The organism is Alteromonas sp. ABH4_454 (genome assembly GCF_056311775.1).
On record NZ_CM149972.1, the window covers coordinates 2,939,124 to 2,965,668 of the forward strand.

The 26,545-nt window shown below is 44.4% G+C and carries 13 protein-coding genes and 1 pseudogene; all 14 read left to right on the forward strand.

Annotated features, from left to right (window positions below):
• Positions 1-2: 2 nt before the first annotated feature.
• The 14 genes and pseudogenes from ACYX4W_RS12890 (at position 3) to ACYX4W_RS12955 (ending at position 26,524) form a co-directional block, all read left to right on the forward strand.
• On the forward strand, positions 3-713 hold the full coding sequence (locus ACYX4W_RS12890) for a succinate dehydrogenase iron-sulfur subunit (RefSeq protein WP_012518362.1): 711 nt from the start codon (positions 3-5) through the stop codon (positions 711-713).
• A gap of 176 nt (positions 714-889) precedes the next feature.
• Positions 890-3,709 carry a 2-oxoglutarate dehydrogenase E1 component gene (locus tag ACYX4W_RS12895; protein ID WP_476073455.1) on the forward strand — a complete coding sequence of 940 codons (2,820 nt, stop codon included), beginning with the start codon at positions 890-892 and terminating at the stop codon, positions 3,707-3,709.
• Between the two features lie 9 nt (positions 3,710-3,718).
• Entirely contained in the window at positions 3,719-5,230 is a 1,512-nt protein-coding gene (gene odhB / locus ACYX4W_RS12900; RefSeq protein ID WP_476073456.1) for a 2-oxoglutarate dehydrogenase complex dihydrolipoyllysine-residue succinyltransferase, read from the forward strand.
• Between the two features lie 152 nt (positions 5,231-5,382).
• Positions 5,383-6,549: an ADP-forming succinate--CoA ligase subunit beta gene (sucC, locus tag ACYX4W_RS12905; protein ID WP_025255208.1), complete on the forward strand. Its 1,167-nt coding sequence runs from the start codon at positions 5,383-5,385 to the stop codon at positions 6,547-6,549.
• The gene (gene sucD / locus ACYX4W_RS12910) at positions 6,549-7,421 is read left to right on the forward strand and encodes a succinate--CoA ligase subunit alpha (protein ID WP_025255209.1); all 873 of its coding nucleotides are present in this window, start codon (positions 6,549-6,551) and stop codon (positions 7,419-7,421) included. The genes sucC and sucD overlap by 1 nt, the downstream gene beginning before the upstream one ends.
• Before the next feature lie 163 nt (positions 7,422-7,584).
• The gene (locus ACYX4W_RS12915) at positions 7,585-8,493 is read left to right on the forward strand and encodes a sialate O-acetylesterase (RefSeq protein WP_476073457.1); all 909 of its coding nucleotides are present in this window, start codon (positions 7,585-7,587) and stop codon (positions 8,491-8,493) included.
• A 472-nt stretch (positions 8,494-8,965) separates the two neighbouring features.
• Positions 8,966-11,783, forward strand: a pseudogene (locus ACYX4W_RS12920) (TonB-dependent receptor).
• A 128-nt stretch (positions 11,784-11,911) separates the two neighbouring features.
• Positions 11,912-13,432, forward strand: a complete 1,521-nt coding sequence (locus ACYX4W_RS12925; RefSeq protein WP_476075473.1) for a tryptophan halogenase family protein — start codon at positions 11,912-11,914, stop codon at positions 13,430-13,432.
• A gap of 298 nt (positions 13,433-13,730) precedes the next feature.
• Entirely contained in the window at positions 13,731-16,781 is a 3,051-nt protein-coding gene (locus ACYX4W_RS12930; protein WP_476073458.1) for a TonB-dependent receptor, read from the forward strand.
• An 83-nt stretch (positions 16,782-16,864) separates the two neighbouring features.
• Entirely contained in the window at positions 16,865-21,196 is a 4,332-nt protein-coding gene (locus ACYX4W_RS12935) for an alpha-1,6-glucosidase domain-containing protein (RefSeq protein ID WP_476075474.1), read from the forward strand.
• 167 nt (positions 21,197-21,363) lie between these two features.
• The gene (locus tag ACYX4W_RS12940) at positions 21,364-22,224 is read left to right on the forward strand and encodes a patatin-like phospholipase family protein (protein ID WP_476073459.1); all 861 of its coding nucleotides are present in this window, start codon (positions 21,364-21,366) and stop codon (positions 22,222-22,224) included.
• Between the two features lie 697 nt (positions 22,225-22,921).
• Positions 22,922-23,431, forward strand: coding sequence for an RNA methyltransferase (locus ACYX4W_RS12945; RefSeq protein ID WP_474806845.1), 510 nt, complete (start codon positions 22,922-22,924; stop codon positions 23,429-23,431).
• A 102-nt stretch (positions 23,432-23,533) separates the two neighbouring features.
• Positions 23,534-24,445, forward strand: a complete 912-nt coding sequence (locus tag ACYX4W_RS12950; protein WP_476073460.1) for a PEP-CTERM/exosortase system-associated acyltransferase — start codon at positions 23,534-23,536, stop codon at positions 24,443-24,445.
• A gap of 291 nt (positions 24,446-24,736) precedes the next feature.
• Complete coding sequence (locus ACYX4W_RS12955; protein WP_476075475.1) at positions 24,737-26,524, forward strand: alpha-amylase family protein; 1,788 nt, start codon at positions 24,737-24,739, stop codon at positions 26,522-26,524.
• Positions 26,525-26,545: the final 21 nt, after the last annotated feature.

The following is a 26,545-nucleotide window of genomic DNA, read 5'->3' on the forward strand; positions in this document are numbered from 1 at the left end:
TCATGCAATTAACTTTTTCGATTTATCGTTACAACCCTGAAGTAGATGCGAAGCCTCGCATGCAAGACTACACTCTAGAAGTAGAGGAAGGTCAAGACATGATGGTGCTAGACGCGCTGCTTGCACTAAAAGAGCAGGATCCGACGCTTTCTTTCCGTCGTTCGTGCCGTGAAGGTGTATGTGGTTCAGACGGTGTAAACATGAACGGCAAAAATGGCCTAGCATGTATTACTCCTCTATCTGCACTGGGCAAAGGTAAAATAGTAGTTCGTCCACTTCCAGGTCTACCGGTAGTACGTGACCTCGTTGTTGATATGACACAGTTCTATACACAGTACGAAAAGATTAAGCCGTTCTTAATCAACGACAGCAAGCAACCGCCAGCGCGCGAGCACTTACAGTCGCCTGAAGAACGTGCGAAGCTTGATGGTCTATACGAGTGTATTCTTTGTGCATGTTGTTCAACGTCATGCCCATCGTTTTGGTGGAACCCAGACAAGTTTATTGGTCCTGCGGGTCTACTTCACGCATATCGCTTCCTTATTGATAGTCGCGATACTGCAACTGAAGAACGTCTCAACGACCTTGATGATGCATTCAGCGTATTCCGCTGTCACGGTATCATGAACTGTGTGAGTGTATGTCCTAAAGGCTTAAACCCAACAAAAGCAATAGGCCAAATCAAGTCTATGCTTTTACAACGGGCTGTTTAGTACTATATTCTGATAACTACTTTTAGTTACAGAAAGTGATGCTCTAAATAGCCATCCCAAAAGGATGGCTATTTTTTTATATATTCGCTGTTATAACACTTGGTTATGCTGAGAATAACCTTATAATACATATTGATTGTTAACTAGATTTTATAAAACGTAGCAAGGCAAATTAAATGCAAGAAAGCGTGATGAAAGCGTGGTGGGATTCCTCGCACATGGCAGGTGCCAACGCTGCCTATGTTGAAGAGTTGTATGAAACCTATTTAGAAGACCCTCAAAGCGTCTCTGAAAATTGGCGACAAATCTTCGATAACCTCCCCAAAGTCGATGGCGTAGAGTTAGAAACCAATCATACAACTATCAAAAATCAATTTAGGCAACTTGCTGCGTTAGGGCCCACAGCCCGCATGTCTAGCCCGTCTGTGCCTTCGGCAAATGTTTCAGACGATAGGCAAGTTAAAGTTCTTCAGTTAATTAACGCATTCCGCTTCCGCGGTCATCAGCACGCTAATCTAGACCCACTTGGTCTTTGGCAGCAAGAGCGCGTTCGCGATTTAGAACTTTCTCACCACAGTCTTTCCGAAAAAGATTTCGACTCAGTATTTAACGTAGGCTCTTACGCTATTGGTAAGGAGTCTATGCCGCTAGGTGAGCTGTTTAAATCACTTAATCGCACATACTGTGGTTCTATCGGTGCGGAATATATGCACATCACCGATACAGAACAGAAGCGTTGGTTACAGCAAAAGATTGAATCAGTTCAAGCCAAACCAGAAATCTCTCGCGATGAAAAATTAGGCATTCTTAAAGGTCTAACCGCAGCAGATGGCATGGAAAAATACCTAGGCTCTAAATTCCCGGGTGCCAAGCGTTTCTCACTTGAAGGTGGTGACGCACTTATTCCTATGCTTAAAGGTCTTATCACTAAGGCGGGCACAGCAGGTACCAAAGAAGTGGTTATCGGCATGGCTCACCGTGGTCGTTTGAACGTGCTGGTTAATGTGTTGGGTAAAAACCCTTCAGTTCTGTTTGATGAATTCTCTGGTAAGCACGATGACTCGCTAGGTGCGGGTGACGTAAAATATCACGCAGGTTTTTCTTCAGATTTCGCAACGCCAGGTGGCAATGTTCACTTAGCGCTAGCATTTAACCCGTCTCACTTAGAAATCGTTAATCCTGTAGTAATGGGGTCAGTACGCGCTCGTCTAGCTCGTCGCGATAATGACACTAACACTGTACTTCCTATTACTATTCACGGCGACTCAGCAATTGCTGGTCAGGGTGTGGTACAAGAAACCTTCAACATGTCGCAAACCCGCGGCTTTGCAGTAGGTGGTACCGTTCGTATTGTAGTGAACAACCAAGTTGGTTTCACCACATCGAAGACTGAAGATACCCGTTCAACTCAATATTGTACTGACATCGCCAAGATGGTACAGGCGCCAATTTTCCACGTGAACTCTGATGACCCAGAAGCGGTTGCCTTTGTTACACAGCTTGCGCTTGAATACCGCAACAAGTTTAAGAAAGACGTTGTAATTGACCTAGTTTGTTACCGTCGTCATGGCCACAACGAAGCGGATGAGCCAAACGCCACGCAGCCGTTGATGTACCAAAAGATTAAAAAGCACCCGGTTCCACGTGTTCTTTATGCTGACCAGCTAATTGCTGAAGGTGTAATTGAGCAACGGGACGCTGATCGCTACCTTGAAGAATATCGCGAAGCGCTAGATCACGGCGCATGCGTGGTTGAAGAGTGGCGTCCAATGACTGAGCATAGTGTAGACTGGTCTCCATATCTAGGACACGACTGGGATACACCATACGATGGTGCACTTTCGGTTGAAAAGCTTAAAGAGTTAGGTGAATCAATTACCACTATCCCTGAAGATCACAAGCTTCAGTCTCGTGTTAACAAGCTTTACCAAGACCGTAAAGCCATGGTAGCTGGAGAGAAAAAGCTTGATTGGGGTATGGCAGAAAACTTAGCTTATGCCACAATCGTTGATGCAGGCGAAGACATTCGTATTACTGGTCAGGACTCAGGTCGTGGTACTTTCTTCCACCGCCATGCGGTACTGCACAATCAGAAAGATGCGTCGACATATATGCCTCTACAGCATATTCGCGAAGGACAGGGCGAGATCGAAATTTACGATTCTGTACTGTCTGAAGAAGCGGTAATGGCGTTTGAATATGGTTATGCCACTGCAGAGCCGACGTGCCTAACCATTTGGGAAGCACAATTCGGTGACTTCGCAAACGGTGCCCAGGTAGTATTCGACCAATTCTTAAGTTCAGGTGAAGCTAAGTGGGGCCGTCTGTGCGGTCTAACAGTATTGCTTCCACATGGGTATGAGGGCCAAGGCCCAGAGCATAGCTCTGCACGTTTAGAGCGTTTCTTACAAATGTGTGCTGATCACAATTGGCAGGTGTGTGTACCTTCAACGCCTGCACAGGTGTACAACATGCTTCGTCGCCAAGTGGTGCGCCCTATGCGTAAGCCGCTTATCGTGATGTCGCCTAAGTCACTATTACGTCATCCAATGGCTGTATCTTCGTTAGAAGAACTTTCGGAAGGTAAATTCCATAACGTCATTGGTGAAATTGACGATATCGATCCTAAGAACGTCAAGCGCGTTGTTATGTGTTCAGGTAAGGTTTACTACGATTTGTTAGACCAACGCCGTAAAAATGAGCAAACAGACGTCGCAATCGTTCGTTTGGAGCAACTTTACCCATTCCCACAAGAAGAATGCGCTAAAGTTGTGGCACAATACAGCCATGTAAAAGATTGGGTTTGGTGTCAAGAAGAGCCTCAAAACCAAGGCGCTTGGTACTGTAGCCAACACCATTTCTGGCAAGCCATTCCAGATGGTGCAAAATTAACATATGCAGGTCGTGATGCATCCTCGTCACCTGCAGTAGGTTATGTATCCGTTCACAACCAGCAACAGAAAGCCCTGGTTGAAAACGCACTCACAATTAAATAAGGAACAGTAATGACAATTGAGATAAAAGTTCCGGTTCTACCTGAGTCAGTTGCCGATGCCACCATTGCAACCTGGCACGTAAAGGCCGGTGACGCAGTTAAACGAGACCAGAACCTGGTTGATATTGAAACTGATAAAGTAGTTTTAGAAGTTGTGGCGCCAGCGGACGGTACAATTGGTGAGATCCTAAACGAAGAGGGTGCAACAGTTTTAGGCGAGCAAGTGATTGCTAAACTAGAGAAGGGTGGCGCTGCTGCTCCATCTGAGCCGAAAGCTGACAGTGAATCTAAAGAAGAGTCTAAGTCTGAATCAGCACCGGCTGCATCTGGTAAAACTTCAGATGTTAAAGTGCCAGTACTTCCTGAGTCAGTTGCTGACGCTACTATCGCTACATGGCACGTAGCTGTAGGTGAAGCCGTTTCTCGCGACCAAAACTTGGTTGATATCGAAACTGATAAAGTAGTACTAGAAGTTGTTGCTCCTGCAGACGGTTCACTTGCTGAAATCATCGCAGAAGAAGGCGCTACTGTTACAGCTGAAGAAGTTATTGCTAAATTTGTAGAAGGTGCTGCAAGCGGCGCTTCTGCACCAGCATCAAGCGAAAGTGCTGATAGTGATGATGGCGACAGCAGCGATGCGCTAAGCCCGTCAGTACGCCGTCTACTTGCTGAAAAAGGCGTAGACGCAGCTAAGGTGAAGGGCACAGGTAAAAACGGTCGTATCACAAAAGAAGACGTAGAAAAGTACCTTAAAGGCGGCGATAGCGCTGCGAAGGCTGCACCTGCTGCAGAGTCTGCACCGGCAGAACTACCAACGGGTAACCGTACCGAGAAGCGTGTTCCTATGACACGTCTTCGTAAGACGATTGCTAACCGCCTTCTTGAAGCGAAGAACTCAACGGCAATGCTTACAACGTTTAACGAAGTAAACATGAAGCCAATTATGGACCTTCGTAAACAGTATCAAGAAAGCTTCGAAAAGCGTCACGGCATTCGTCTTGGCTTTATGTCTTTCTACGTTAAAGCAGTAACTGAAGCACTTAAGCGCTTCCCAGAAGTTAACGCGTCAATCGACGGTGATGACATTGTTTATCACAACTATTTCGATGTATCGATTGCTGTTTCTACACCACGCGGCCTTGTGACTCCAGTACTTAAAGATACTGATACACTAGGCATGGCTGGTGTTGAAAAAGGAATTAAAGAACTAGCACTTAAAGGTCGTGACGGTAAGCTGTCATTGGCTGAACTACAAGGTGGTAACTTCACAATTACCAACGGTGGTGTGTTTGGTTCACTAATGTCTACACCAATCATTAACCCGCCACAAAGCGCAATTCTTGGTATGCACAAAATCCAAGACCGCCCAATGGCTGTTAATGGTAAAGTAGAAATTCTACCAATGATGTACCTAGCGCTTTCTTATGACCACCGTATTATCGATGGTAAAGAATCAGTAGGGTTCTTGGTAACCGTTAAAGAGATGCTTGAAGATCCAACACGTCTACTTCTAGACGTATAAGACTTTCGTCTCACGGAATTGTGGTTAGGCGTTTAGCTTGTGTATGCTAGCATGGCGCCTAACGCAACGCTGATATTTGCCCTATAATATCAGTCAAACTAATCAAGTCGCATTTGCGGCTTTTGTCTTACTAAAAATCGGATAGAAACACCATGAATTTGCATGAATACCAAGGTAAGCAGCTATTCAAAGAATACGGCTTGCCTGTTTCTGAAGGATACGCAGCAGACACTGCTCAAGGTGCTGTAGAAGCGGCTGACCGCATCGGCGGTGAAGAGTGGGTAGTTAAGTGTCAGGTACACGCGGGCGGTCGCGGTAAAGCTGGCGGTGTAAAGCTAGTTAAAAACAAAGACGACATTCGCGCTTTCGCTGAAAACTGGCTAGGCAAAAATTTGGTGACTTTCCAGACTGACGAAAACGGTCAGCCTGTGAGCAAAATCCTAGTTGAATCTTGCACAGATATCGCAAACGAGCTTTACCTTGGTGCAGTAGTTGACCGTACAACCCGTCGCGTTGTATTTATGGCATCTACTGAAGGTGGCGTTGAGATTGAAACTGTTGCAGAAGAAACGCCAGAGAAAATCCTTAAAGCTGAAATCGACCCAATTGTAGGTCCTCAGCCTTACCAAGCACGCGAGATGGCGTTTGCTCTTGGTCTTTCTGGCGTTCAAATTAAGCAATTTACTCAAATTTTCCTTGGCCTAGCTAAGATGTTTGAAGAGCTTGACGTTGCGCTTATCGAGATTAACCCGCTAGTAATTAAAACTGACGGTAACCTACACTGCCTTGACGCAAAAGTTGGTATCGATGGTAATGCACTATATCGTCAGCCTAAGCTTAAAGACATGCAAGATCCTTCACAAGAAGACGCGCGTGAAGCTCACGCTGCTCAGTGGGAACTTAACTATGTTGCACTAGACGGTAACGTAGGTTGTATGGTTAACGGTGCTGGCCTTGCAATGGGTACAATGGACATCGTAAACCTACACGGCGGCAAGCCAGCTAACTTCCTAGATGTTGGTGGCGGCGCTACTAAAGAGCGTGTAGCTGAAGCATTTAAGATCATCCTTTCTGATGACAATGTTAAAGCGGTATTGGTTAACATCTTCGGTGGTATCGTACGCTGTGACATGATTGCAGAAGGTATTATCGGTGCGGTTAAAGAAGTTGGCGTAGAAGTACCAGTAGTTGTACGTCTTGAAGGTACCAATGCAGAGCTTGGCCGTGACGTTCTAGCGAACTCTGGTCTAGATATCATTGCTGCTGAATCGCTAACTGATGCAGCGCAGAAAGTTGTTGCTGCAGCGGAGGGCAAATAATGTCTGTATTAATTAATAAAGATACTAAAGTAATTTGTCAGGGTTTCACTGGCGGTCAGGGTACTTTCCACTCTGAGCAAGCAATTGCTTACGGTACGCAAATGGTTGGTGGTGTAACACCAGGTAAAGGCGGTACTGAGCACCTAGGTCTTCCAGTATTCAATACTGTACGTGAAGCTGTAGAAGCAACTGGCGCGACTGCGACAGTTATCTACGTACCAGCGCCTTTCTGTAAAGATTCAATCGTTGAAGCAGCAGATGCAGGTATCGAGTTAATCGTATGTATTACTGAAGGTATTCCAACGCTAGATATGCTTTACGTTAAAGAATACGTAGAAGCCAAAGGCGTTCGCATGATCGGTCCAAACTGCCCAGGTGTTATCACTCCTGGAGAGTGTAAAATTGGTATCATGCCTGGTCACATCCATAAGCCTGGTAAAGTAGGTATTGTTTCTCGCTCTGGTACACTTACGTACGAAGCGGTTAAGCAAACTACTGACGAAGGTTTCGGCCAGTCTACTTGTGTTGGTATCGGTGGTGACCCAATTCCTGGTTCTAACTTCATCGACATCCTTCAGATGTTCCAAGACGATCCTCAAACTGAAGCTATCGTAATGATCGGTGAGATCGGTGGTACTGCAGAGGAAGAAGCGGCTGCGTTCATTAAAGAGAACGTAACTAAGCCAGTTGTTTCTTACATTGCTGGTGTTACTGCTCCTCCGGGCAAGCGTATGGGTCACGCTGGTGCAATCATCGCAGGCGGTAAAGGTACTGCTGATGAGAAATTTAAAGCACTAGAAGACGCAGGCGTTAAAACAGTACGTTCACTTGCTGAAATCGGCAAGGCGCTTCGCGAAACTACAGGTTGGTAAGCTAACGCTTATTAATATGTTTGAAAGCCCGCTTTAAGCGGGCTTTTTTATACCTGTATTAAAACGTGTGTTGCTTTAAATTGCTTGCAAACGTATTCACCTTGTTAAGATAGCGTTTATACGTACTCTATTTTTACCAACCGAATAACATGAAGATTTTTTTATGAAAAAAACTGCGTTAGCTTGTTTCGCTTCCTTATTGTCATGCTCAGCTATAGCTGATGAATACCTGACTTTTTTTATGGCAGGGCAATCCAATATGGATGGCTATGGATACGTGTCTGAACTGCCAAACAATTTAGCAAAAGAACAAGACGTGATGATTTTTCATGGAAATGGGGTTTTCGATAATCAAGACAACGGCGGTGTAGGGAAGTGGAATAGACTTCAACCAGGCCACGGTACAGGTTTTAAAACGGATGGCAAAATCAATACGCTTTCAGAGCGATTCGGAGCTGAATTAACCTTTGCGAACGTAATACAGCAGCAATACCCAAACAAAAAAATTGCCATTATAAAGTATGCGGTAGGGGGAACTGGCCTTGCGCTTAACACAGGTTACAGTAACTGGTACCCGAATTTTACTGAAGGCAGAGGTCTTAACCAGTACGATTTTGCACTAGAGACTATTAAAAACGCCTACGCGGTTAGTGATATCAATGGCGATGGCAAGTCAGACACGTTAAAACCTATGGGTATTATTTGGATGCAAGGTGAAGCAGATGCACACGCAAGCGAAGCGTCAGCCAATGCATACCTTACCAATTTAACAACTATGATGAACTTGTTCCGTGCTGCACTTAGGGAAGATGATTTGCCTGTGGTTATTGGCAAAATCACCGATTCCGAAATGGGCGAAGAAGATATCATGCCCTACATAGCAAGGGTGCATTTAGCGCAGCAGCTTTTTGTTGAGTCAGACAGTTGCGCTACTTACATGTCTAATTCTGATACATACTCATATGGCGATGACCCTTGGCACTATACCAGTGAAAGTTTTATACAAATGGGGAAAGACTTTGCCTCAGCTTATAAGCAAGCCGCAGAGAAATGTGGATTCGGTGTTGATTAAAAATTTGTAGGCCGTTATTAGCTACTACCTCTAGAAAGCCTCGTTTTTACGGGGCTTTCTTGTTTGAGCATTTCTGCCCTTTACACGAAACTGTAGAATAAGTTTTTTATGATTTGGCTAATACTATAGGCTACGAATTCACGCGTTCAATTTCCTTTCTATACTTTATTAAACTTAGCATCGACCCCGCTTGCATCTCTTTTTATAAGCATAAATACGCAGTATGCATGAAATTTAATTTCATAAAAAATTTACATACGGACGGTTGAGTACGGTATATGTTGTAAAATTACATCACTATTTCCTGGTGACTTGTTAAAACTGTGTTGCATAAATTTTATTGAATACGTATGCAGGCAATTGTGCAAAACCTAGGGCATCTATAGCATTGTCCCCGTGAGATGTATTGTCATTTATTTGTCATAAGAACAACAAAAAGACAACAACTATAACCGTATGGGACACCCGTTTTATGAAACAATTTAAACCCAACCTAATAAAAGCTGCGCTTATTTCAGGCGGTATGGCGTTTGGTAGTGCACCTGCACTAGCTCAAGAAGCAAACACAGATGCTGTTGATGAAGCTAATCTAGAAGTTATTCAAGTAAGCGGTATACGCGGCAGCCTACAACGTGCTCAAGCGATTAAAATGGACAACACGTCTATTGTTGAAGCGCTTTCAGCTGAAGATATCGGTAAGCTTCCAGACACAAGTATTGCAGAATCAATTGCACGTCTACCAGGTGTTACTGGTGAGCGTCGCAACGGTCGTACAAGTGGTATCTCGGTCCGTGGTTTTAACGAAAATTACGTTGGAACGTCTTTAAACGGCCGTGAGCTTTTGGGTATGGGTGACAACCGTGGGGTTGAGTTTGACCTTTATCCTACGGAAATTATTTCAAATATTCTGGTATACAAAACACCGGAAGCGGGCATGACCACGCAAAACATCGGCGGTTCAATTGACCTTCAAACCGTTAAGCCTCTTACAGCAGAAAGCACCTTTACCGTAAACGGTACATTCGAGAAGAACGCTGAAGATTCTCCGAATCCTGATTTCGATAATGATGGACACCGCGTCTCTGTAAACTTTGTTGACCAATTCGCAGACGATACAATTGGTTTAGCATTAACCGTCGCAACAATGGAATCACCTCGTCAAGAGCAACAGTTCCGTGGCTGGGGTTATGCTGGTATCAATTTTGATAATGAGCGCCGTGCTCTTGACCCTGTAGAGGTACCAGAAGATACGGTTGTACTTGGTGGACATGACTCTTTCCAACGTTCTGCAATGCTTGAACGTGACTCTTTTGCAGCTGTTGTTGAGTGGGCACCGACGGATAAGTTAAATATTCAACTTGATGCGCTTTACATCGATTTCGTTGAAGACGACGTTCGTCGTGGTCTTGAAGAAGGTGGTGCAGAGTGGGGTACAAGTGCTTATACCATCACTGGTGTTGAAGACGGTCTTGTTACCAGTGGATACTCTGACGGTTTCTACAGTGTTGTGCGAAACGATGCTCGCCGACAGGAAGCTGATCTAACCACTGTAGGTATTAACGCTGAGTACCAAATTAATGATTCTTGGGCACTGGAAGTTGATTACTCTACAGGTAAAGTAGAAAAAGAAATCATTGACGTAGAAAGTTACTCAGGTGTTGGTCGTGCAGGCACAGAAGGTCGCCCTCTTACTGCTCGCAGTTGGGAAATGACCTCTACCGGTGTTATGTTCTCAGACCACCCAACTATTGCGCCAGTTGACTTAACTGACCCAGCACTTATCACATTAGCCGGTCCACAAGCATGGGGTGCACCACCTCTATTAGAGTCTGATGGTCAAGACGGCTTCGTAAACCAACCTGTTTTCGAAGAAGAGCTTGATACATTGCGCTTCGACCTTAAAGGTTATGTAGATTGGGGTGTGGTTACAGGTCTTTCGGCAGGTGTTGTTTATTCTGACCGTTCAAAATCTAAAGATAACAACGGTGCTTATTTAACGGCTCCTACATATCCAAGCGATGCAGCAATTCCAGATGTATTAGGTGTAACAAATCTAGATTTCATCGGTATCGAAGGCATTTTAGCGTATGACTCGTTAGGCTTATATGAAAGCGGATATTACATCGAAAGTGATGCCAGCCGTGTTCAAAATGATCGCCTAGGTGATACCTATACGGTAGACGAAGAACTCATTACGCTTTACACCAAATTAGATTTGGAAATGGAGTTCGGTGATATCTGGGTACGCGGTAATGTAGGTGTTCAAGTTGTAAACGCAGACCAGCAGTCTACAGGTTTCTCAACTACATCAGATACCGACGGTTACACTATTGCTAATCCAATTAGCGGCGGTGCTGACTACACAGATGTGCTTCCAACTTTGAACTTGTCAGTCTGAAGTTGCAGAAGGACAGTTTGTACGCCTAGGTTTAAGTAAAGTCATTTCTCGTCCGCGTATGGACGATATGCGCCCGAATACACAGGTGACTTTCTCATTCAACGATAACCAAATTGAAAGTACAGACATTGAAAACGGTCCTTGGAGTGGTAGTGCTGGTAACCCGGAGCTTCGTCCTCTTGAAGCGAACCAGTTTGATTTGGCTTATGAAAACTATTTCGCTGATACCGGTTACGTTGCAGTATCTTTCTTCTATAAAGATATTAAAAACTGGCACCGCAGTACATCACTAGTTGCTGACTTTACTGACTTCTATATTCCAGACCTTCATCAAGGTTCTGAAGGCCAAGCGCCTGTGTTGTTCGAAGGACAAGTAGGCAGTGTGCTAGACGGTTTTGAAGGCTTTGTACGTGGCTACGAATTACAGGGCTCGCTACCATTCGACCTTGTACATGAATCGCTAGAAGGTTTTGGCTTATTTGCAAGTGCTACCTTCATGGACGGTGAAGTTGATGCAGCGCCGGGTCAAAGTGAAACAAGAATTCCAGGCCTTTCAGAAGAGTCTTACAGCATGACTTTCTTCTACGAAAGCAACGGTTTCGAGTTCCGTTTAGCGGCAACGAAGCGCGATCAATACTTGACAGAAGAGCGCGGTTTAAGTCTTGCGTTAGTTGATGCAACTAAGCAAGGTGGAACGCTTGTTGATGCGCAGATTGGTTATGACTTCGGTGAATCTGGTATCGATTATCTAGAAGGTTTGCGTGTAACGCTTCAAGCACAGAACTTGACTGACGAGGACGACATTCAAGCATCTGCTGCTGACGGTCGCCAAATTACACAGTTCCAGACTTACGGAACAAACTACTTGTTAGGTTTTAACTACAAGTTCTAATCACTTCGTGTGTGTAAAGCCACCTGCTGCTTTTTGTTTTAGCTTATGCTAAAAGAAAGCAAACGGTGGCTTTTCTTTTTTTGTATAAAGAAAAATCGTTAATAGTAGCTGATAAATTCGAGACGTTTATGCTTACCCCTCATACAAAACCTATAAATCGCGTCGTAATAGCAGGAGGCGGTACCGCCGGTTGGTTAGCTGCTTCACTTTTGAAGAAGCTGCTTGGACAAGCTATTCAAATTACGCTTGTTGAATCTGAAGCCATAGGAACGGTTGGTGTTGGGGAAGCAACCATTCCTCCAATTCGACTCGTAAATCAAGTATTGGGTATAGACGAAGCTCAGTTCATTCACGACACTAAAGCTACGGTTAAACTCGCCATTCGTTTTGAGAACTGGAAGACTAGAGGAGAAAGTTACTATCACACCTTTGGAGCGCCTGGCAGAAGCATGGCATTTTGTCATTTCCATCACTATTGGGTGAAGGCTCGCCAACAAGGTTTAAAAAACGATTTGTGGGATTATGATCTTAATTATCTCGCTGCTGAAGCGGGAAAATTCGCCCAAATTAATGCAAAAGATCCCGTTTTAGAACTTCCGTTTGCATACCATTTTGACGCCAGTCTGTATGCGCAGTATTTGCGAAAGCTAAGTGAACAAATGGGCGTAGTGCGTGTAGAGGGTAAGATCTCAAGAGTACAACGTTGTAATGACAGCGGATATATACAAGCGCTGCACCTGGAAAGTGGAGAAGTCATTGATGGCGATTTATTTATAGATTGCACCGGTTTTAAAGGCTTGTTGATTGAAGGTGCTTTAGGGGCGGGCTATGACGACTGGTCTCACTTATTACCCTGTGACAGTGCGCTGGCTGTTCCGTCAGAAAGGCACGAACACACCGCACCGTACACGCGCTCCATAGCACACGATGCAGGGTGGCAGTGGCGAATTCCATTACAACATAGAAATGGTAACGGTCACGTTTATAGCTCTCGCTATATAAGTGATGACCAAGCCTGTGACACTTTATTATCAAACCTAGATACGAAACCGCTGGGCGATCCAAAGCTGATAAAATTTACAACCGGTAGAAGGCGAAAGCAATGGTATAAAAACGTGGTAGCGGTAGGCCTATCAAGCGGATTTCTAGAGCCTCTTGAATCAACTAGCATTCATCTTATTCAATCAGCAATTGTGCGTTTAATTCAGCTATTTCCGCACAATGGTGTGACAAAGAGCCTAATTGACGAATACAACAAACAATCAGAACTCGAATTCGAACAAATCAGAGACTTTTTGGTATTACACTATGTAGTAAATGAAAGAACGGACAGCGCCTTCTTCAACGATATGCGCAACATCACGCTGCCTGACTCTTTAGCCCATAAGATTGAACTTTTTAAAGATAATGGTGTTCTTCAAAGGGAGCAAAACGATCTTTTCCTTGAAAGTTCTTGGCTTCAAGTTTTATACGGGCAGGGTGTAATGCCAAAGGATTACCATGGCTTAGTAAATAGCGTACCCGATGCACAATTAAATCAAATGTTAACAAAGCTGCTAGAACTTAAAAGAGAGCCTATTGCTAAATTGCCTTCACATGACGATTACATAAATGGGATGGTTGCGAAGTACAAGCGTTCAATGAAGTAGGTTATTCGAAGATTTTCTATATTATTTAGCGTATTTTTAATGCATTAGCGAGGTAAATAAACGCGCATTCTATAAAGCGGCCATATGGCCGCTTTTTTATTTCTGATAATAAAGTGTTAACTAAATTGCCAAAAAATCATGATTCATTAAATTTATGTTGCGCATATGTAAATGAATACGTATGCATAGCATTGCTCCCTTTTTATACAAACCAGTAGTATTTGGTGTTGAACCATAAGAGGCATTTTTGGGTGTGGTATTCCTAAAAATGTCGATAATAAACAAGGATGGGACACCAATGAATACATTCAAACCCAGCACTATAATGGCGGCCTTGATCACTAGTGGGGTCGCGTTTAGTGCGCAGCCGCTCTATGCTCAAGAATCACCAGACTCACCCGTAGATGAAGTTGAACGACCGCAAGAAGATACCTTAGAGCGTATCGAAGTACGTGGTTTCAGTACCAGCTTAATTCAATCACTAAATCAAAAGCGTTTCTCTGACACGGTTTCTGAGCAAATATCTGCAGATGACCTTGGCGGGCTTCCCGACGTATCTATGGCCGATGCTCTGACCCGCTTGCCGGGTATCTCGGCAGTGCGTACCGGCGGACAAGCAGCGCAAATCAATATTCGCGGTTTATCAGGCGACTTTGTTTTTTCTACGTTAAACGGTAGGGAGCAGGTATCCACGAGCGGAAGTCGCGCTATTGAATTTGACCAATATCCGTCTGAGCTTATTAGCGAGGCTGCGGTTTATAAATCTCCCAAGGCATCGCTAATTGAAGGCGGTATTGCGGGTACGGTAGAACTAAAAACAGCATCACCACTTGCCATTGAAGAGCAGCATAAGTTTAGCGCCAACATGCGTGGTATGTATAACGATAGAGCCTCCGAAATAAGCGATGCTACGGAATACGGTCATAGACTGAGCTTCTCTTATCAAGGTAAGTTCCTAGACGACACCCTGGGTGTATCATTGGGCTATGCTCGTCTATTCCAGCCAAGCGTTTCTACGCAGTTCATCGGGTTAGCTTATAACGGTCAGGTAGATGTTGATGGCCTGGAAGGGGATACCGATGGCCCGGCAGATTGTCCAAACTGTGAGCTAATCTCAGAAGGTTTTGAGATGCAGCACAAAGGCGGTGAAGAAACGCGCGATGGCTACGTAGCGGCGTTTGAATGGGCGCCTATCGATACGTTCACCTTAAAAGCTGATGCCTTCATTTCAAAATTTGATTCTGAAGCATTTGCTCGGGGATTTCGCGTTAAGTTAGGCGGTATTAACGCGGGTATTACTAACCCGGTTGTAGTTAACAACAGCGTCGTTGGCGGTACTTTTTCTCGTACAGACAATAGCTTCACCCGAGTTGAACTGGTAAACGACGACAATCAAGACTTCGACAGTGTTACTAACTTAGGTGTTAATGCTAGCTGGGAAATATCTCCAGATTTATCGGTTCAGTTTGACGTATCTCGCTCAAGTGCTGAAAGTGACTTTAGAAACGGCTTGTTATGGTCGCTTGTAGGCGAAGATGCGACAGTTGCGAACCCAGTGTTTGATGAAAACGTTCAAATATCTTATTTATTGAACGGGTTAAATCTGCCTGATATTGGTTTTAACCAAACCGATGCCTTTACCGATTTAGACCGGGTCATGGTGAGCAAGTACGGTATCTATCCATTTGAAAACAAAGATGAGCTAGATGCATACCGTGTCGACTTCCAGTATTACGTAGACGTACCCATCATTTCTGGTCTTGAATTTGGCTATCGTTATTCAGATCGGGAATACAACAACGATCGCTCTGTCTTTGAATACGGTAATGACAGTGCCTTTTCAGTTAGTGAACCGCCACTTCGTTTAACGTCAGACATGGTTGAACAAGTTGATTGGAGCGGTGACTTTGGATATTTCCCAAGCTATTTATCAGTCGATTTAAACAGTGCACTTAATGCCTGGTTCCCAGAAGGTAGGCCGGTGCCTGTTCAAACATGGGGGCCTGGAGTTGCGGGCGTTATTAATGGCCCAGGAACAGGCCCCGCTACAGCGTGGACACTACAAGAAAGCGGTGATGTATTTGAAACCGTAAACTCGGCTTACTTAATGGCAAATATTAACACTGAAATTGGCAGTATTCCTGTTACAGGTAATGTCGGTGTTAGATACGTTAAAAGCAAGCAAAGCTCAACTACACTGCAGCGTGCTACTCAGCTTATTCAAGACTTGGAAACGGGTACGTCAGTTGAGGTAAGCGACCCAACAGCAGGCGCGCAAAACATTACAGATGACGTAGGGCTCATCAATAATTTTTATCGTCCAGCGTTAATTAGCCACGAGTATTCAGATGTACTGCCCTCTATTAACCTGAACTTTAAACTTACTGATGATACTCAGCTTCGAGTAGCAGCAGCAAAAGTAATGGGGAGAGCGCCAATTAACCGTTTTGCTGCGAATGCGTCTACCACTATTGAAACAGTTACTGCGTTCCAAGACAGAGACTCAGGCGAAATCACGCTTTCAAACCCAACAGCGAGAGTCAGTGGTAATGCCCGCAATAGTCCATACCTAGAACCGTTTTACGCAACACAGTACGATGTGTCATGGGAATATTACTTCTCAGATACAGAAGGGGCTTTGGTTGTGGCGGGCTTTTACAAAGACATCGAGTCGTTTGTAGAAGACATTGAAATAGAACCTTATGACTTTGAAGCAAACGGTATAGTCATTCCAGACAACGTAAGTGTTCCAGTCTATTTAACCCCAGAATTTACCGGGCAAGAAGCCGAACTAGCAAGGGATGAAAACGGCGATCCTATCTTTGTGACAGTGCCTACAGAAAATGGTAGCTATAGCACTGCGGTAAATAACGCAGAAGGTGGCTACATTAGAGGACTAGAAGTCGCCTACACGCAAATTTACAGCATGTTACCTGGGCTATGGTCAGGTTTAGGGGTTAGCGCAAGCTACTCTTATACGGAAAGTGAAATTCAGCGCACCCTCGGCGATGGCGTTTACGCCGCTAATTTACCAGGGCTTTCTGAAAATGTAGCCACATTAACCGTTTTCTGGGAATACGAAGGGTTTGAAACCCGCCTGTCTAGTCGCTATCGCGATGCCTTCGTATCTCAGCAAGTAGCGGTTAACGATCAGGTTGTTAACTTTGATGACGAACTGGTCATTGATTACCAAGCGTCTTATGAAATTAACGATAATTGGAGCGTTCTGTTCCAAGTAAACAATCTAACGGATGAGCCAACCAAAAGCTATTTCGCATCAGAAGAGCAAACCGGCACTATTCAGTACTTTGGCACACAATATTACCTAGGGATGACATATCAACTATGAAAAACAACATCTTAGGTAATTTATTTGACGATGCACATAAACGTTCGGTTGCCAGAAATAGCGAAAATATTCAGGAGAGTTTTATGTTTACTAAAAAGAAAGTAGTGCGCGCAGCGTTACTTTTAGTAGGCGCTTATACACTAACGGGTTGCGGGGGTTCTGGCGTAGAGTCAGGCACAAACGATTTGCTTACTTGTGAAGTGCCCAATGTACCTAATGCAGCAGGAACGGCCTGCGAGCCACCACCGCCTATTCAATGTGACGCACCGTTAGTGCCGAACGATGCAAACGATGCCTGTGAAGCGGGCGCGGATCCAAGTTTACCGGCACCTGTATTCACCCCCTCATCTAATCAAGCTGTGCTTTACTATAACCGCGCTGCAGTAGACGCGGATAACTCAAGTAACGACGCCGCCTATGAAGGTTGGCGACTACATACTTGGAACAATGACCAGTGTGATGCTTATGCTGACGCAGACACGGATTGGGCAAACGGCCGTATTCATAGCGGCATCGATCCGAACTATGGTGCGTACTGGATCTTAGACCTTAAAGACGATTACGGAAGCTGTCATAACTTCATCATTCACAAAGGTACTGATGATGCAGGTAAAGAATTAGGGGGAGGTGACTTCCAAGGTTCATTAGTACAAGACGATGAAACTTTTGTGCGAATGAACTTTACCCTTTCTGGCGAGCCAACAATTTTTGAGTTTCCCATAATGTCGCTTGGGCCACAGCCGGTTGATATAGAAGGCTTTGGTGCCCATTGGTTAGATGCAAACACCATTTTATGGGATGTTCCCGAAACTGTATCAGAAGTGAAACTTCACTATTCAGCTCAGGCTGATTTACAGAGCACCCTAGAAGAGGGTATCAATGGTAATGAAGTAGCGCTAATGAGTACAACACTTACCGAAGAGCAATCTGCTCGCGCACCGCATTTATCTTCGATGCAGGCGTGGGAAGGAGACTGGTCTGTTGAAGATGCGAAAACTGTACTGACGACACAAGCGGTCGTTGGAGGATATGATGCAGATGGTGCACTTGTAGCAGCAACCGGTATTCAATTGGCAAACGCAATTGATGCACTTTACACCATGGGTGAAGATGATGCCGACGAGGCACAACTTGGCGGGGTTTATACAGACCAAGGTATTACCGCTGCGCTGTGGGCGCCTACCGCTTCGAATGTCGACCTTTTGCTTTATAACGATGATAAAACGTTAAGTCAGCGTATAGATATGGTACGTGATGATGTGTCAGGCATATGGCGCTATGAAAGCGATATGTCGCTAGACCGTCAGCTTTATCGCTATGAAGTTACGGTATATCACCCTATTACAGGTAACGTAGAAACCCTGCTTGTAACAGACCCATATTCTGTGTCGCTTAGCACAAACGGTCGTTTCTCACGCTTTGTAAACCTTGCCGATGAAGATTTAAAACCTGAGGGGTGGGATACTCACACCATTCCTACGGTAGAAAATTATGAAGACGCGGTTATTTACGAAGGTCACATACGTGATTTCAGCGTACGTGATATGTCTACTTCTGAAGAAAATCGTGGGAAATACCTTGCCTTTACTGAAGAGGGAACGGCACCGGTTGAACACCTTAAAAAGTTGGTAGAAGCAGGGCTAACCTATTTCCATATCCTTCCGGCCAATGACATTGCAACCATTGACGAAGACCCAACCAACACTGTTGACTTGTACGATACAGTGGGAAAACTTTGTCGCCTAAATAGCAGTGCTGCGGTATGTGAAGAAGAAAGCTCGGACGCATTGTTGATTGACGTATACAACGCTTACGACCCGTTATCACAAGCGGGTAAAGCTCAGCAGTTGACTAATGATTTACGCAATCTGGATACGTTCAACTGGGGGTACGATCCTCATCACTTTAATGCACCTGAAGGTAGCTATGCATCTAGTGCAGAAGGTGTTGAGCGTATTGTAGAAATGCGCGCGATGATCCAAGCGCTTCATGAAATGGGCCTGCGTGTTGCACTTGATGTGGTTTATAATCATACCAATGCATCTGGTGTTTTCAGTAAGTCTGTTCTAGACAAAGCTGTACCAGGATATTACCACCGTTACGAAGTGGACACTGGAGCGATAGTGCGCGAAACCTGCTGCGATGACACAGAGCCACGCAATGTCATGATGGAAAAATTCATGGAAGACTCATTACTTATGTGGGCGGAACACTATAAGTATGACTCGTTCCGTTTTGACATCATGAGCCAAGCGACCAAGGATACCATGGTACGCCTTCGTGATGCTGTTCAAGCTATTGATGAAGACAACTACTTCTATGGCGAGGGTTGGACCAAAATAGACCGCGGTTACGAGCAAGCCAGCCAACTCAATATGGCCGGTACTGAAATTGGTACTTATAACGATCGCATTCGTGAAGCCATTCGTCAGGGCGCTATATTCAGACCCGAAGATGATGGGCTGTTAAGTGCTCAAGACCGTGTAAAAATGGGCATGATTGGAACGCTTAAAGACTATGTATTGGAAACTTCTTCGGGCAGTGCCGGTGCAACGACTAACTTGGGCGGCTATGCAGAAGACCCGGCAGACATCATTAACTATGTGTCTAAACACGATAATGAAACCTTGTGGGACCAATTAAATTACACGCTTCCACAGGACATCACGCTAGAGCAGCGAGTGCGCGCACAAAATGTGGCTATGGGCATCAACCTTGTGTCTCAGGGTATTCCATTTCTACAAATGGGCGGCGACATGCTTCGCTCTAAATCAATGGACCGAAACACCTACGACTCGGGTGACTGGTTTAACTATGTAGATTTCACATACGAGACTAATAACTGGAATGTAGGGTTACCGTTAGCACAAGACAATGAAGCCCGTTGGGAAGAAATGGGGGAGTTTATTTATAACCCGAATCGAGCAGCGTCTATGGCTGATATTATGTTTGCCTCTGATGTGTTTGCAGAATTGCTCAACATTCGAATGACGAGCCCATTGTTTAGGTTAACCACTGCAGAAGAGATTATCGACCGTATTGGGTTTCACAATATCGGCGCACGCCAACAGCGTGGTCTTATCGCTATGAGTATCGACGACGGTGTATCATCTAACAGCGAAGTACCTCGTCAAGACTTAGATATGATGAACGATGCGGTGATGGTACTCGTTAACACGGGTTACGAAGAGAAATCTATCACTGTAAATACAGCAACCGGCTTTTTACTTCACGCTACACAAATGAATTCGGTTGATGCCGCGGTACGTGGTGCTACTTTTGTTGAGGGTGAAGACGGTAACGGTACCTTTACTGTACCTGCACTTACTATTGCCGTGTTCGTTAAGCCACAGTCTGGCGCTCAAGGTTATGGTCTATCAGCGTATGCAACATCTGGCGCACCTGACGTTGTGCCTTACGGCGACACTGTCGCTTACCTTCGTGGAGACATGAACGGTTGGTCAACGGATGACGCATTTACTTATCAAGGTGACGGTGTATATACGGCTACTGCTGCGCTTGAAGGGGGTGTAACTTACGGGTTTAAGTTCGCTTCTGAAGATTGGAGCACTGTGAACTTTGGTGCTGCCGAAGGTGAAGAAGGGTTGGTGGTAGCAGGTGAAGAGAAAGTACTTGCTCGCACTAATACTAATTTGTCGTTTACACCTGATATCAGTGCGACATACCTGTTTACCATCGATGCATCAGACAGCGAAGCGCCTATATTAATGGTTGAAAACGAAGAACCCTACGTTGGAACCCCTGTGTACCTTCGTGGTGCAATGAACGGGTGGGGTACAGACAATGAGTTCTCTTACCAAGGTGGTCGTATCTATACTTTTGCTCGAGATATTGAGCCTGGCACTTACGAGTTTAAAGTTGCGTCTGAAGACTGGAGCACAGTGAACTTTGGTGCTTTGTCTGCCGACGATGCCGACCGTAACTTAGCGCCAGGTCAAACCCTTGGGTTGGCTGCGACGAACGATAACCTTGTTCTAAACATTGAAACTGCTGATCGCTATGTGTTTGTGTTCAACGTGACTGACTTAGATGCCCCTACCATTGGTGTATTTAAAGAAGCATTTTGGGGAGACACCCAAGTTTATATCCGCGGTGGTATGAACGGTTGGGGCGCAGTAGATATGTTTGAATATCAAGGAGAGGGTGTATACGCCGCCGACATCGAGTTAAGTGCAGGTAGCATCGAATTTAAAGTTGCCTCTGAAGATTGGTCAACGGTAAACCTTGGTAATCCTAATGATGCAGCGAGTAATATCGTGATGCCAGGTGAGCCTAAAATTTTAGGCGCAAGCAATAACAATTTGATGATTGAAATCGCTGAATCTGGCCTGTATGAGTTTAAGGTTGCCGGGCCCGATGGTAATGCACCCATGTTGACTGTAACGATGAAATAAATGCTCATCAGAAAATTTAGTTAACGTCTCAGTGTTAACAATTTAAAAGCCGCGACCTTGTTCGCGGTTTTTTCTTCTTGGCATATCTCTTGATTCTCTTGTAGGATAGTTGTTACCGACAGTGGTCGTACCAGAAGGTTGTGAATGTATCTACAGGGAGAGAACAGATGAAAAGTGCATTAGTTGTTGAAGGCGGCGCTATGCGTGGAATATTTGCGGCAGGCGTCCTAGATAAATTCATGGAGCAAGACTATTACCCCTTTGATTTTACGCTAGGGGTGTCCGCTGGGGCGACAAACCTGTCGACTTACGTCTCTAAAATGCAAGGTTTGAGTAAAACTATTATCACCCAATATGCAACCAAGCGAGAGTTCTTCAGCCCGCTTCGATTCATAAAAGGGGGGCATATGACAGATGTTCATTGGTTATGGCATCACTCAAAACAATCAATGAATATTCCTGCTCCAGGTGAAAAGAGCAGCATGCCCTTGTACGTGGGAATTACGAATGCTGAGTCAGGCGAATGTGAGTATGTACAGGCCACGGAAGATAATGTAGATCAACTGATGGTAGCATCTTGTGCGTTACCCACTGCATATCGAGATGAAATAACCATTAACGGCACGCGTTATTTAGATGGCGGAGTTGCAGATGCAATACCTGCAATTAGGGCTTATAACATGGGCGCTAGGGACATTACCGTAATACTTTCTCAACCATTTGGATTTACCAAGCCTGAAGTTAAATCAACTTGGTTAATGCAGAAGATGTATGGAGACCAGCCCGCCATTCTAGAAAAGATGCTTCAGCGTGCAGCAATTTATAATGAAACCCTTGATTTTCTCAATAACCCACCAAGAGACTGCATCATTCGAGTAATAGCACCGGATGAAGCTTTCTGCGTTAAACGACTTACTATGGATAAGAAGAAGTTATTGAGAGGTTATGGGCAGGGTAGGCGTATGGCCCGACGTCACCTCAAAAGTCTTACCTCTGATGTGGATGGTCTAAATTACCAAATAGCGTAGTAGATTCGTCGTCACGGGATATAAGCCCTGTATGAATTTAGCAACAGTTGCCGTTAAGAGCTTGGATATTATCCAGGCTTTTTTTTGTTCGTAAATAAAGTCAATATTTTCAGAGGGATATCGTGTTTCAAAATGGCAACACACGATCGGGCCTATCGCTTGTACTTTATTTATCACCTCTACTTCTTATCAGTTCCTGGCCCTAATTAGACAACTGATCTGGCAATCTAGCTACTAACTCCCACAACAAAGTAAACGCGCCCAACCCCTAAACCTAATCATAAGCAACTGATTAAAAGCGTGTTTACCTTCTCTTTGTTGTTAAACAATGTAAACTTTGCACCGAACTTGCAAAATTTTCACACTGTTGGTCTGCAATTTGCTGTACCCTGAACGAGATTAGTTATTTTCTTTAATACGTTAATTACAGACACGTGAAACGCTTGCCAATATATGAAAAGCGTAAAGTTGTAGAAGAGAAAATGGCATGTAGCGCATCTAAATGGCCTGACTTGTAGGGTTAAGCTAAGGCGTTAACGAAAAACAGGTTACCTGCAACAACGCATCGATTACGATGAGGTCGCTGTAGACTTTATGTATTCGTTCTTATACTTATGGCTAATTTTCGTGGTTACGCGTAGTAGCTTCTTCTAAGTCGTGGCAGTATCAAACTCAAATAATAAAAAGCTAATAAAAAGTGCAAATAGCAAAACAAAAAATTTCGATTGGGCTAGTTAACCCAAAAAATCCCGTCAATGTAGCGTCTATTTTGCGTGCTGCGGGGTGCTACGGTGTCGCTAGTGTATTTTATACGGGGCAGCGTTATCGTTTCGCTAAAGATTTTAATGCAGATACAAAAGCGTTCCATAAAGTTATCCCGACAGTTGGTGTTGATAATCTACGGGATGTTGTCCCAGAAGGGGCGTCTGTAGTTGCGGTTGAGCTTGTTGAAGGTGCAGAGCCTTTACCAAGGTTCGAACACCCGGAAAATGCCTTTTATATTTTAGGTCCTGAAGATGGAAGTGTAGGCGAAGACACTCTGTCGTGGTGCGACCATGTCGTTTATGTACCCACGTATTCATGTATGAATTTGGCGGCAACAGCTAATGTTTTACTGTACGACCGCCTATCTAAGTCTGATTTTGTAAGTGGGGATGCGCTTATCAGACAAAGCCGAGATACCAATAATAAGACAAAGATAAAATAGCATTTCAAATATTAATTTAAAACAATATACCAAAGGCTACTGCTGCGAACAGGAAGTTACCCACAAGCCTAATAATTAACATAAAATTAGGGGACTTTTGCGTTGAAAACAACAACAATGAGCGCTGCTCGTGCGCTAAATAGTGCTGTAACTAATAAGTTAAACCAGTTACCTCGACAACTGCTTAAAGCATTTCCACGCCGATTGTCACTTGAAGAAAGTATTTCTAATTTCTTTTTTAGCCGTTATGAACTCGTTGTAGCCAACGAAGAAAATGAAAAACAAGTGAGCTACAAAACCCGCCATAAAGTCTATTGCGAGGAAATGAAATTCGAGCAAAAAAACGCTGCTGCTATTGAGAAAGATAAATATGATGATCGCGCAATTAACTGTTATATAAAACATCGCCCAACAGGCGAATGCGCAGGTACAATTCGCTTAGTCTTGCCAACCGAAGCAGGGTTATCGCTGCCGTTAGAAGAAAAGTGCGCAGGAGCATTTGAAGATGATGCATTGCTGCCCTCTAGCTGTGACCCAACGCAAGTATGCGAAATTTCAAGATTGGCGATTCCACGAGAGTTCAGAGTTCGCCAAATGCGCTCTAAAATCCTGCCTGCCGACAAGCTTGAAAAGATTAAACGAAAGAAGAGTACGTCATTTAACGTAGACCACTTTCCCTATCTTTCTATTGCGCTGTATTTGATGGCAACCAGCATCTGCCAACATTTAAATGTTGAGCATGCATACGTTTTGATGGAGCCCAAATTAGCAAGACGAATGAAAGCATTTGGTATTCATTTTAATCCCGTAGGCGACGCTGTAGAGTTTAATGGTAAGCGCGTGCCCTATAGAGTTTGCCCAAATGTTTTGGCTACAGAATTAGCTAGGCCGCTGAAAAGTTTTCACAAAAAGATTAATAATGAACTTCGTAGCGCGTTACCAGTGATTAATAACACACCAACACATACCGCTCGTCCTCTACAAAAACCATTGCGTGTAGCGCAAGCAGCTTAGGAAATCTTCTTTACAGCTTTATAAATCAGCCGTCCTCTTGGACGGCTTTTTCATTTCTGAATACGTATGCATGTTTTTTAACATACATTTAACGCGTATCCTGTTGGCATCATTTACATTTTTGTCACGAATACTATGCTCAATCACAAGTCGGTTTTTTCTCTTAAGCCTTTATCTGTTGCTATGCTGTCATTGGGGGTAATGGCGTGTACTGGTGCATCTCCATCATCAAGTAATCAAACACTTGAGGGTGAAGGAAGTAGGCATTCAGCATCAAATCAACAAGGTGATATGTCAACGCATACTGAAAACGGTGAAAGGCAAGGGAAACCTGTCGTCTACCAAGTGTTTACTCGACTATTTGGAAATACTAATTCTACTAATAAGCCTTGGGGCACTATCGAACAAAATGGCGTAGGCAAATTCAGCGACTTTACCCCTAAAGCCCTTGAAGCCATTAAAGCTTTAGGCACCAGTCATATTTGGTATACCGGTGTGCCACATCATGCGGTAATCAATGATTATACCGAATTCGGTATTTCAAATGACGACCCAGATGTGGTTAAAGGCCGCGCTGGTTCACCATACGCCGTTAAAGATTACTTCAATGTTAACCCTGATCTAGCTGATAACCCTGCTAAGCGCTTAGAAGAGTTCGAAGCCCTGATTGAAAGAACTCATGCTGCGGGTATGAAAATTATTATCGACATTGTTCCCAATCACGTAGCCCGTGATTATCATTCGCTTTCTGCGCCAGAAGGTACAGTCGATTTTGGCGCAAACGATGACACGTCTGTGGAGTATGCTCGTGACAACAACTTTTATTATGTTGTGGGTGAAGCATTTCAAGTACCCACTGCTGACAGCTACCAGCCTCTAGGCGGCGAACCCCACCCATTGTCAGACGGTAAGTTCGATGAGTTTCCTGCAAAGTGGACAGGGAACGGTGCAAGGGCAGCGCAGCCAGATATTAACGACTGGTATGAAACGGTAAAGGTGAACTATGGCGTGAAGCCAGACGGCACTTATGATTTTCCTATACTACCTAACGAGTACAATCAAAAATCTATCGAAGAGCACGCCGCGTTTTGGCAAGGAAAAGATCTTCCAGACTCGTGGTACAAATTCAGAGACATTGCCCATTATTGGATAGACAAAGGTGTCGATGGATTCCGTTTTGATATGGCCGAAATGGTACCAGTAGAGTTCTGGTCTTTTCTCAACAGCAGCATTAAGCAAAAAGCACCTGATGCATTCTTGCTAGCAGAAGTTTACCAGCCCGACAAATATCGCGATTACCTGCATAAAGGCAAGATGGACTATCTATACGACAAAGTAGGCTTTTACGATACGCTAAAAGCGATTATGCAGGGAAAGAGTAAGGTTAGTGACCTGGTCGCTGTCCATAAAGAAGTCAGCGATATCGCACCGCATATGCTGCACTTTCTAGAGAACCATGACGAGCAGCGTATCGCTAGCCCTGATTTCGCAGGTAGCGCTGAAAAAGGCAAGCCAGCGCTTGCGGTAAGTGCGCTTATAAGCAGTTCTCCAACGCTGCTTTATTTTGGTCAAGATGTGGGCGAAGACGGCAGCGAAGAGACAGGTTTTGGCGACCCAACGCGTACGTCTATTTTCGATTACGTTGGCGTTCCTGCTCATCAGCGGTTTATGAATGATGGAAAATTCGATGGTGGTCAATCCACAAAGGAAGAAAAAGAACTGCACAAGTTTTACGAACGCGTGATGTCTATCGCCGCTACTAATCCGGCCATTGTTGGCGATTACCAAAGTCTCCATGCGCTCAATCTAGGCGTCGATTATTCAGCGTATTCAGAGCAACAATTTACATTTGCTCGCGTACAAGATGATCATGGTTTTGTGGTTATCGCAAACTTTAGTGATGCACCAGTAGGGGAAATAGAATTTACAGTGCCAGCGAGTGTATTAGGTGCAAATAACAAAACGATTAGCCTTGAGCCACTTCTTTCTCATGGCGGCATTAGTTTAGAAAAAGATGATGTGAACTACAGAGCCTCGTTATCACTAGATGGGCTAGAGACGAAGGTATTTGCGTTCTAGTTGGAGTGTAAAGCTATCAAC

What these genes read in the sequence shown, in the direction of transcription:
- ACYX4W_RS12890 (WP_012518362.1), top strand. Translation starts at nt 3, where the DNA reads ATGCAATTAACTTTTTCGATTTATCGTTACAACCCTGAAGTAGATGCG.
- ACYX4W_RS12895 (WP_476073455.1), top strand. Translation starts at nt 890, where the DNA reads ATGCAAGAAAGCGTGATGAAAGCGTGGTGGGATTCCTCGCACATGGCA.
- odhB (WP_476073456.1), top strand. Translation starts at nt 3,719, where the DNA reads ATGACAATTGAGATAAAAGTTCCGGTTCTACCTGAGTCAGTTGCCGAT.
- sucC (WP_025255208.1), top strand. Translation starts at nt 5,383, where the DNA reads ATGAATTTGCATGAATACCAAGGTAAGCAGCTATTCAAAGAATACGGC.
- sucD (WP_025255209.1), top strand. Translation starts at nt 6,549, where the DNA reads ATGTCTGTATTAATTAATAAAGATACTAAAGTAATTTGTCAGGGTTTC.
- ACYX4W_RS12915 (WP_476073457.1), top strand. Translation starts at nt 7,585, where the DNA reads ATGAAAAAAACTGCGTTAGCTTGTTTCGCTTCCTTATTGTCATGCTCA.
- ACYX4W_RS12925 (WP_476075473.1), top strand. Translation starts at nt 11,912, where the DNA reads ATGCTTACCCCTCATACAAAACCTATAAATCGCGTCGTAATAGCAGGA.
- ACYX4W_RS12930 (WP_476073458.1), top strand. Translation starts at nt 13,731, where the DNA reads ATGAATACATTCAAACCCAGCACTATAATGGCGGCCTTGATCACTAGT.
- ACYX4W_RS12935 (WP_476075474.1), top strand. Translation starts at nt 16,865, where the DNA reads ATGTTTACTAAAAAGAAAGTAGTGCGCGCAGCGTTACTTTTAGTAGGC.
- ACYX4W_RS12940 (WP_476073459.1), top strand. Translation starts at nt 21,364, where the DNA reads ATGAAAAGTGCATTAGTTGTTGAAGGCGGCGCTATGCGTGGAATATTT.
- ACYX4W_RS12955 (WP_476075475.1), top strand. Translation starts at nt 24,737, where the DNA reads ATGTCAACGCATACTGAAAACGGTGAAAGGCAAGGGAAACCTGTCGTC.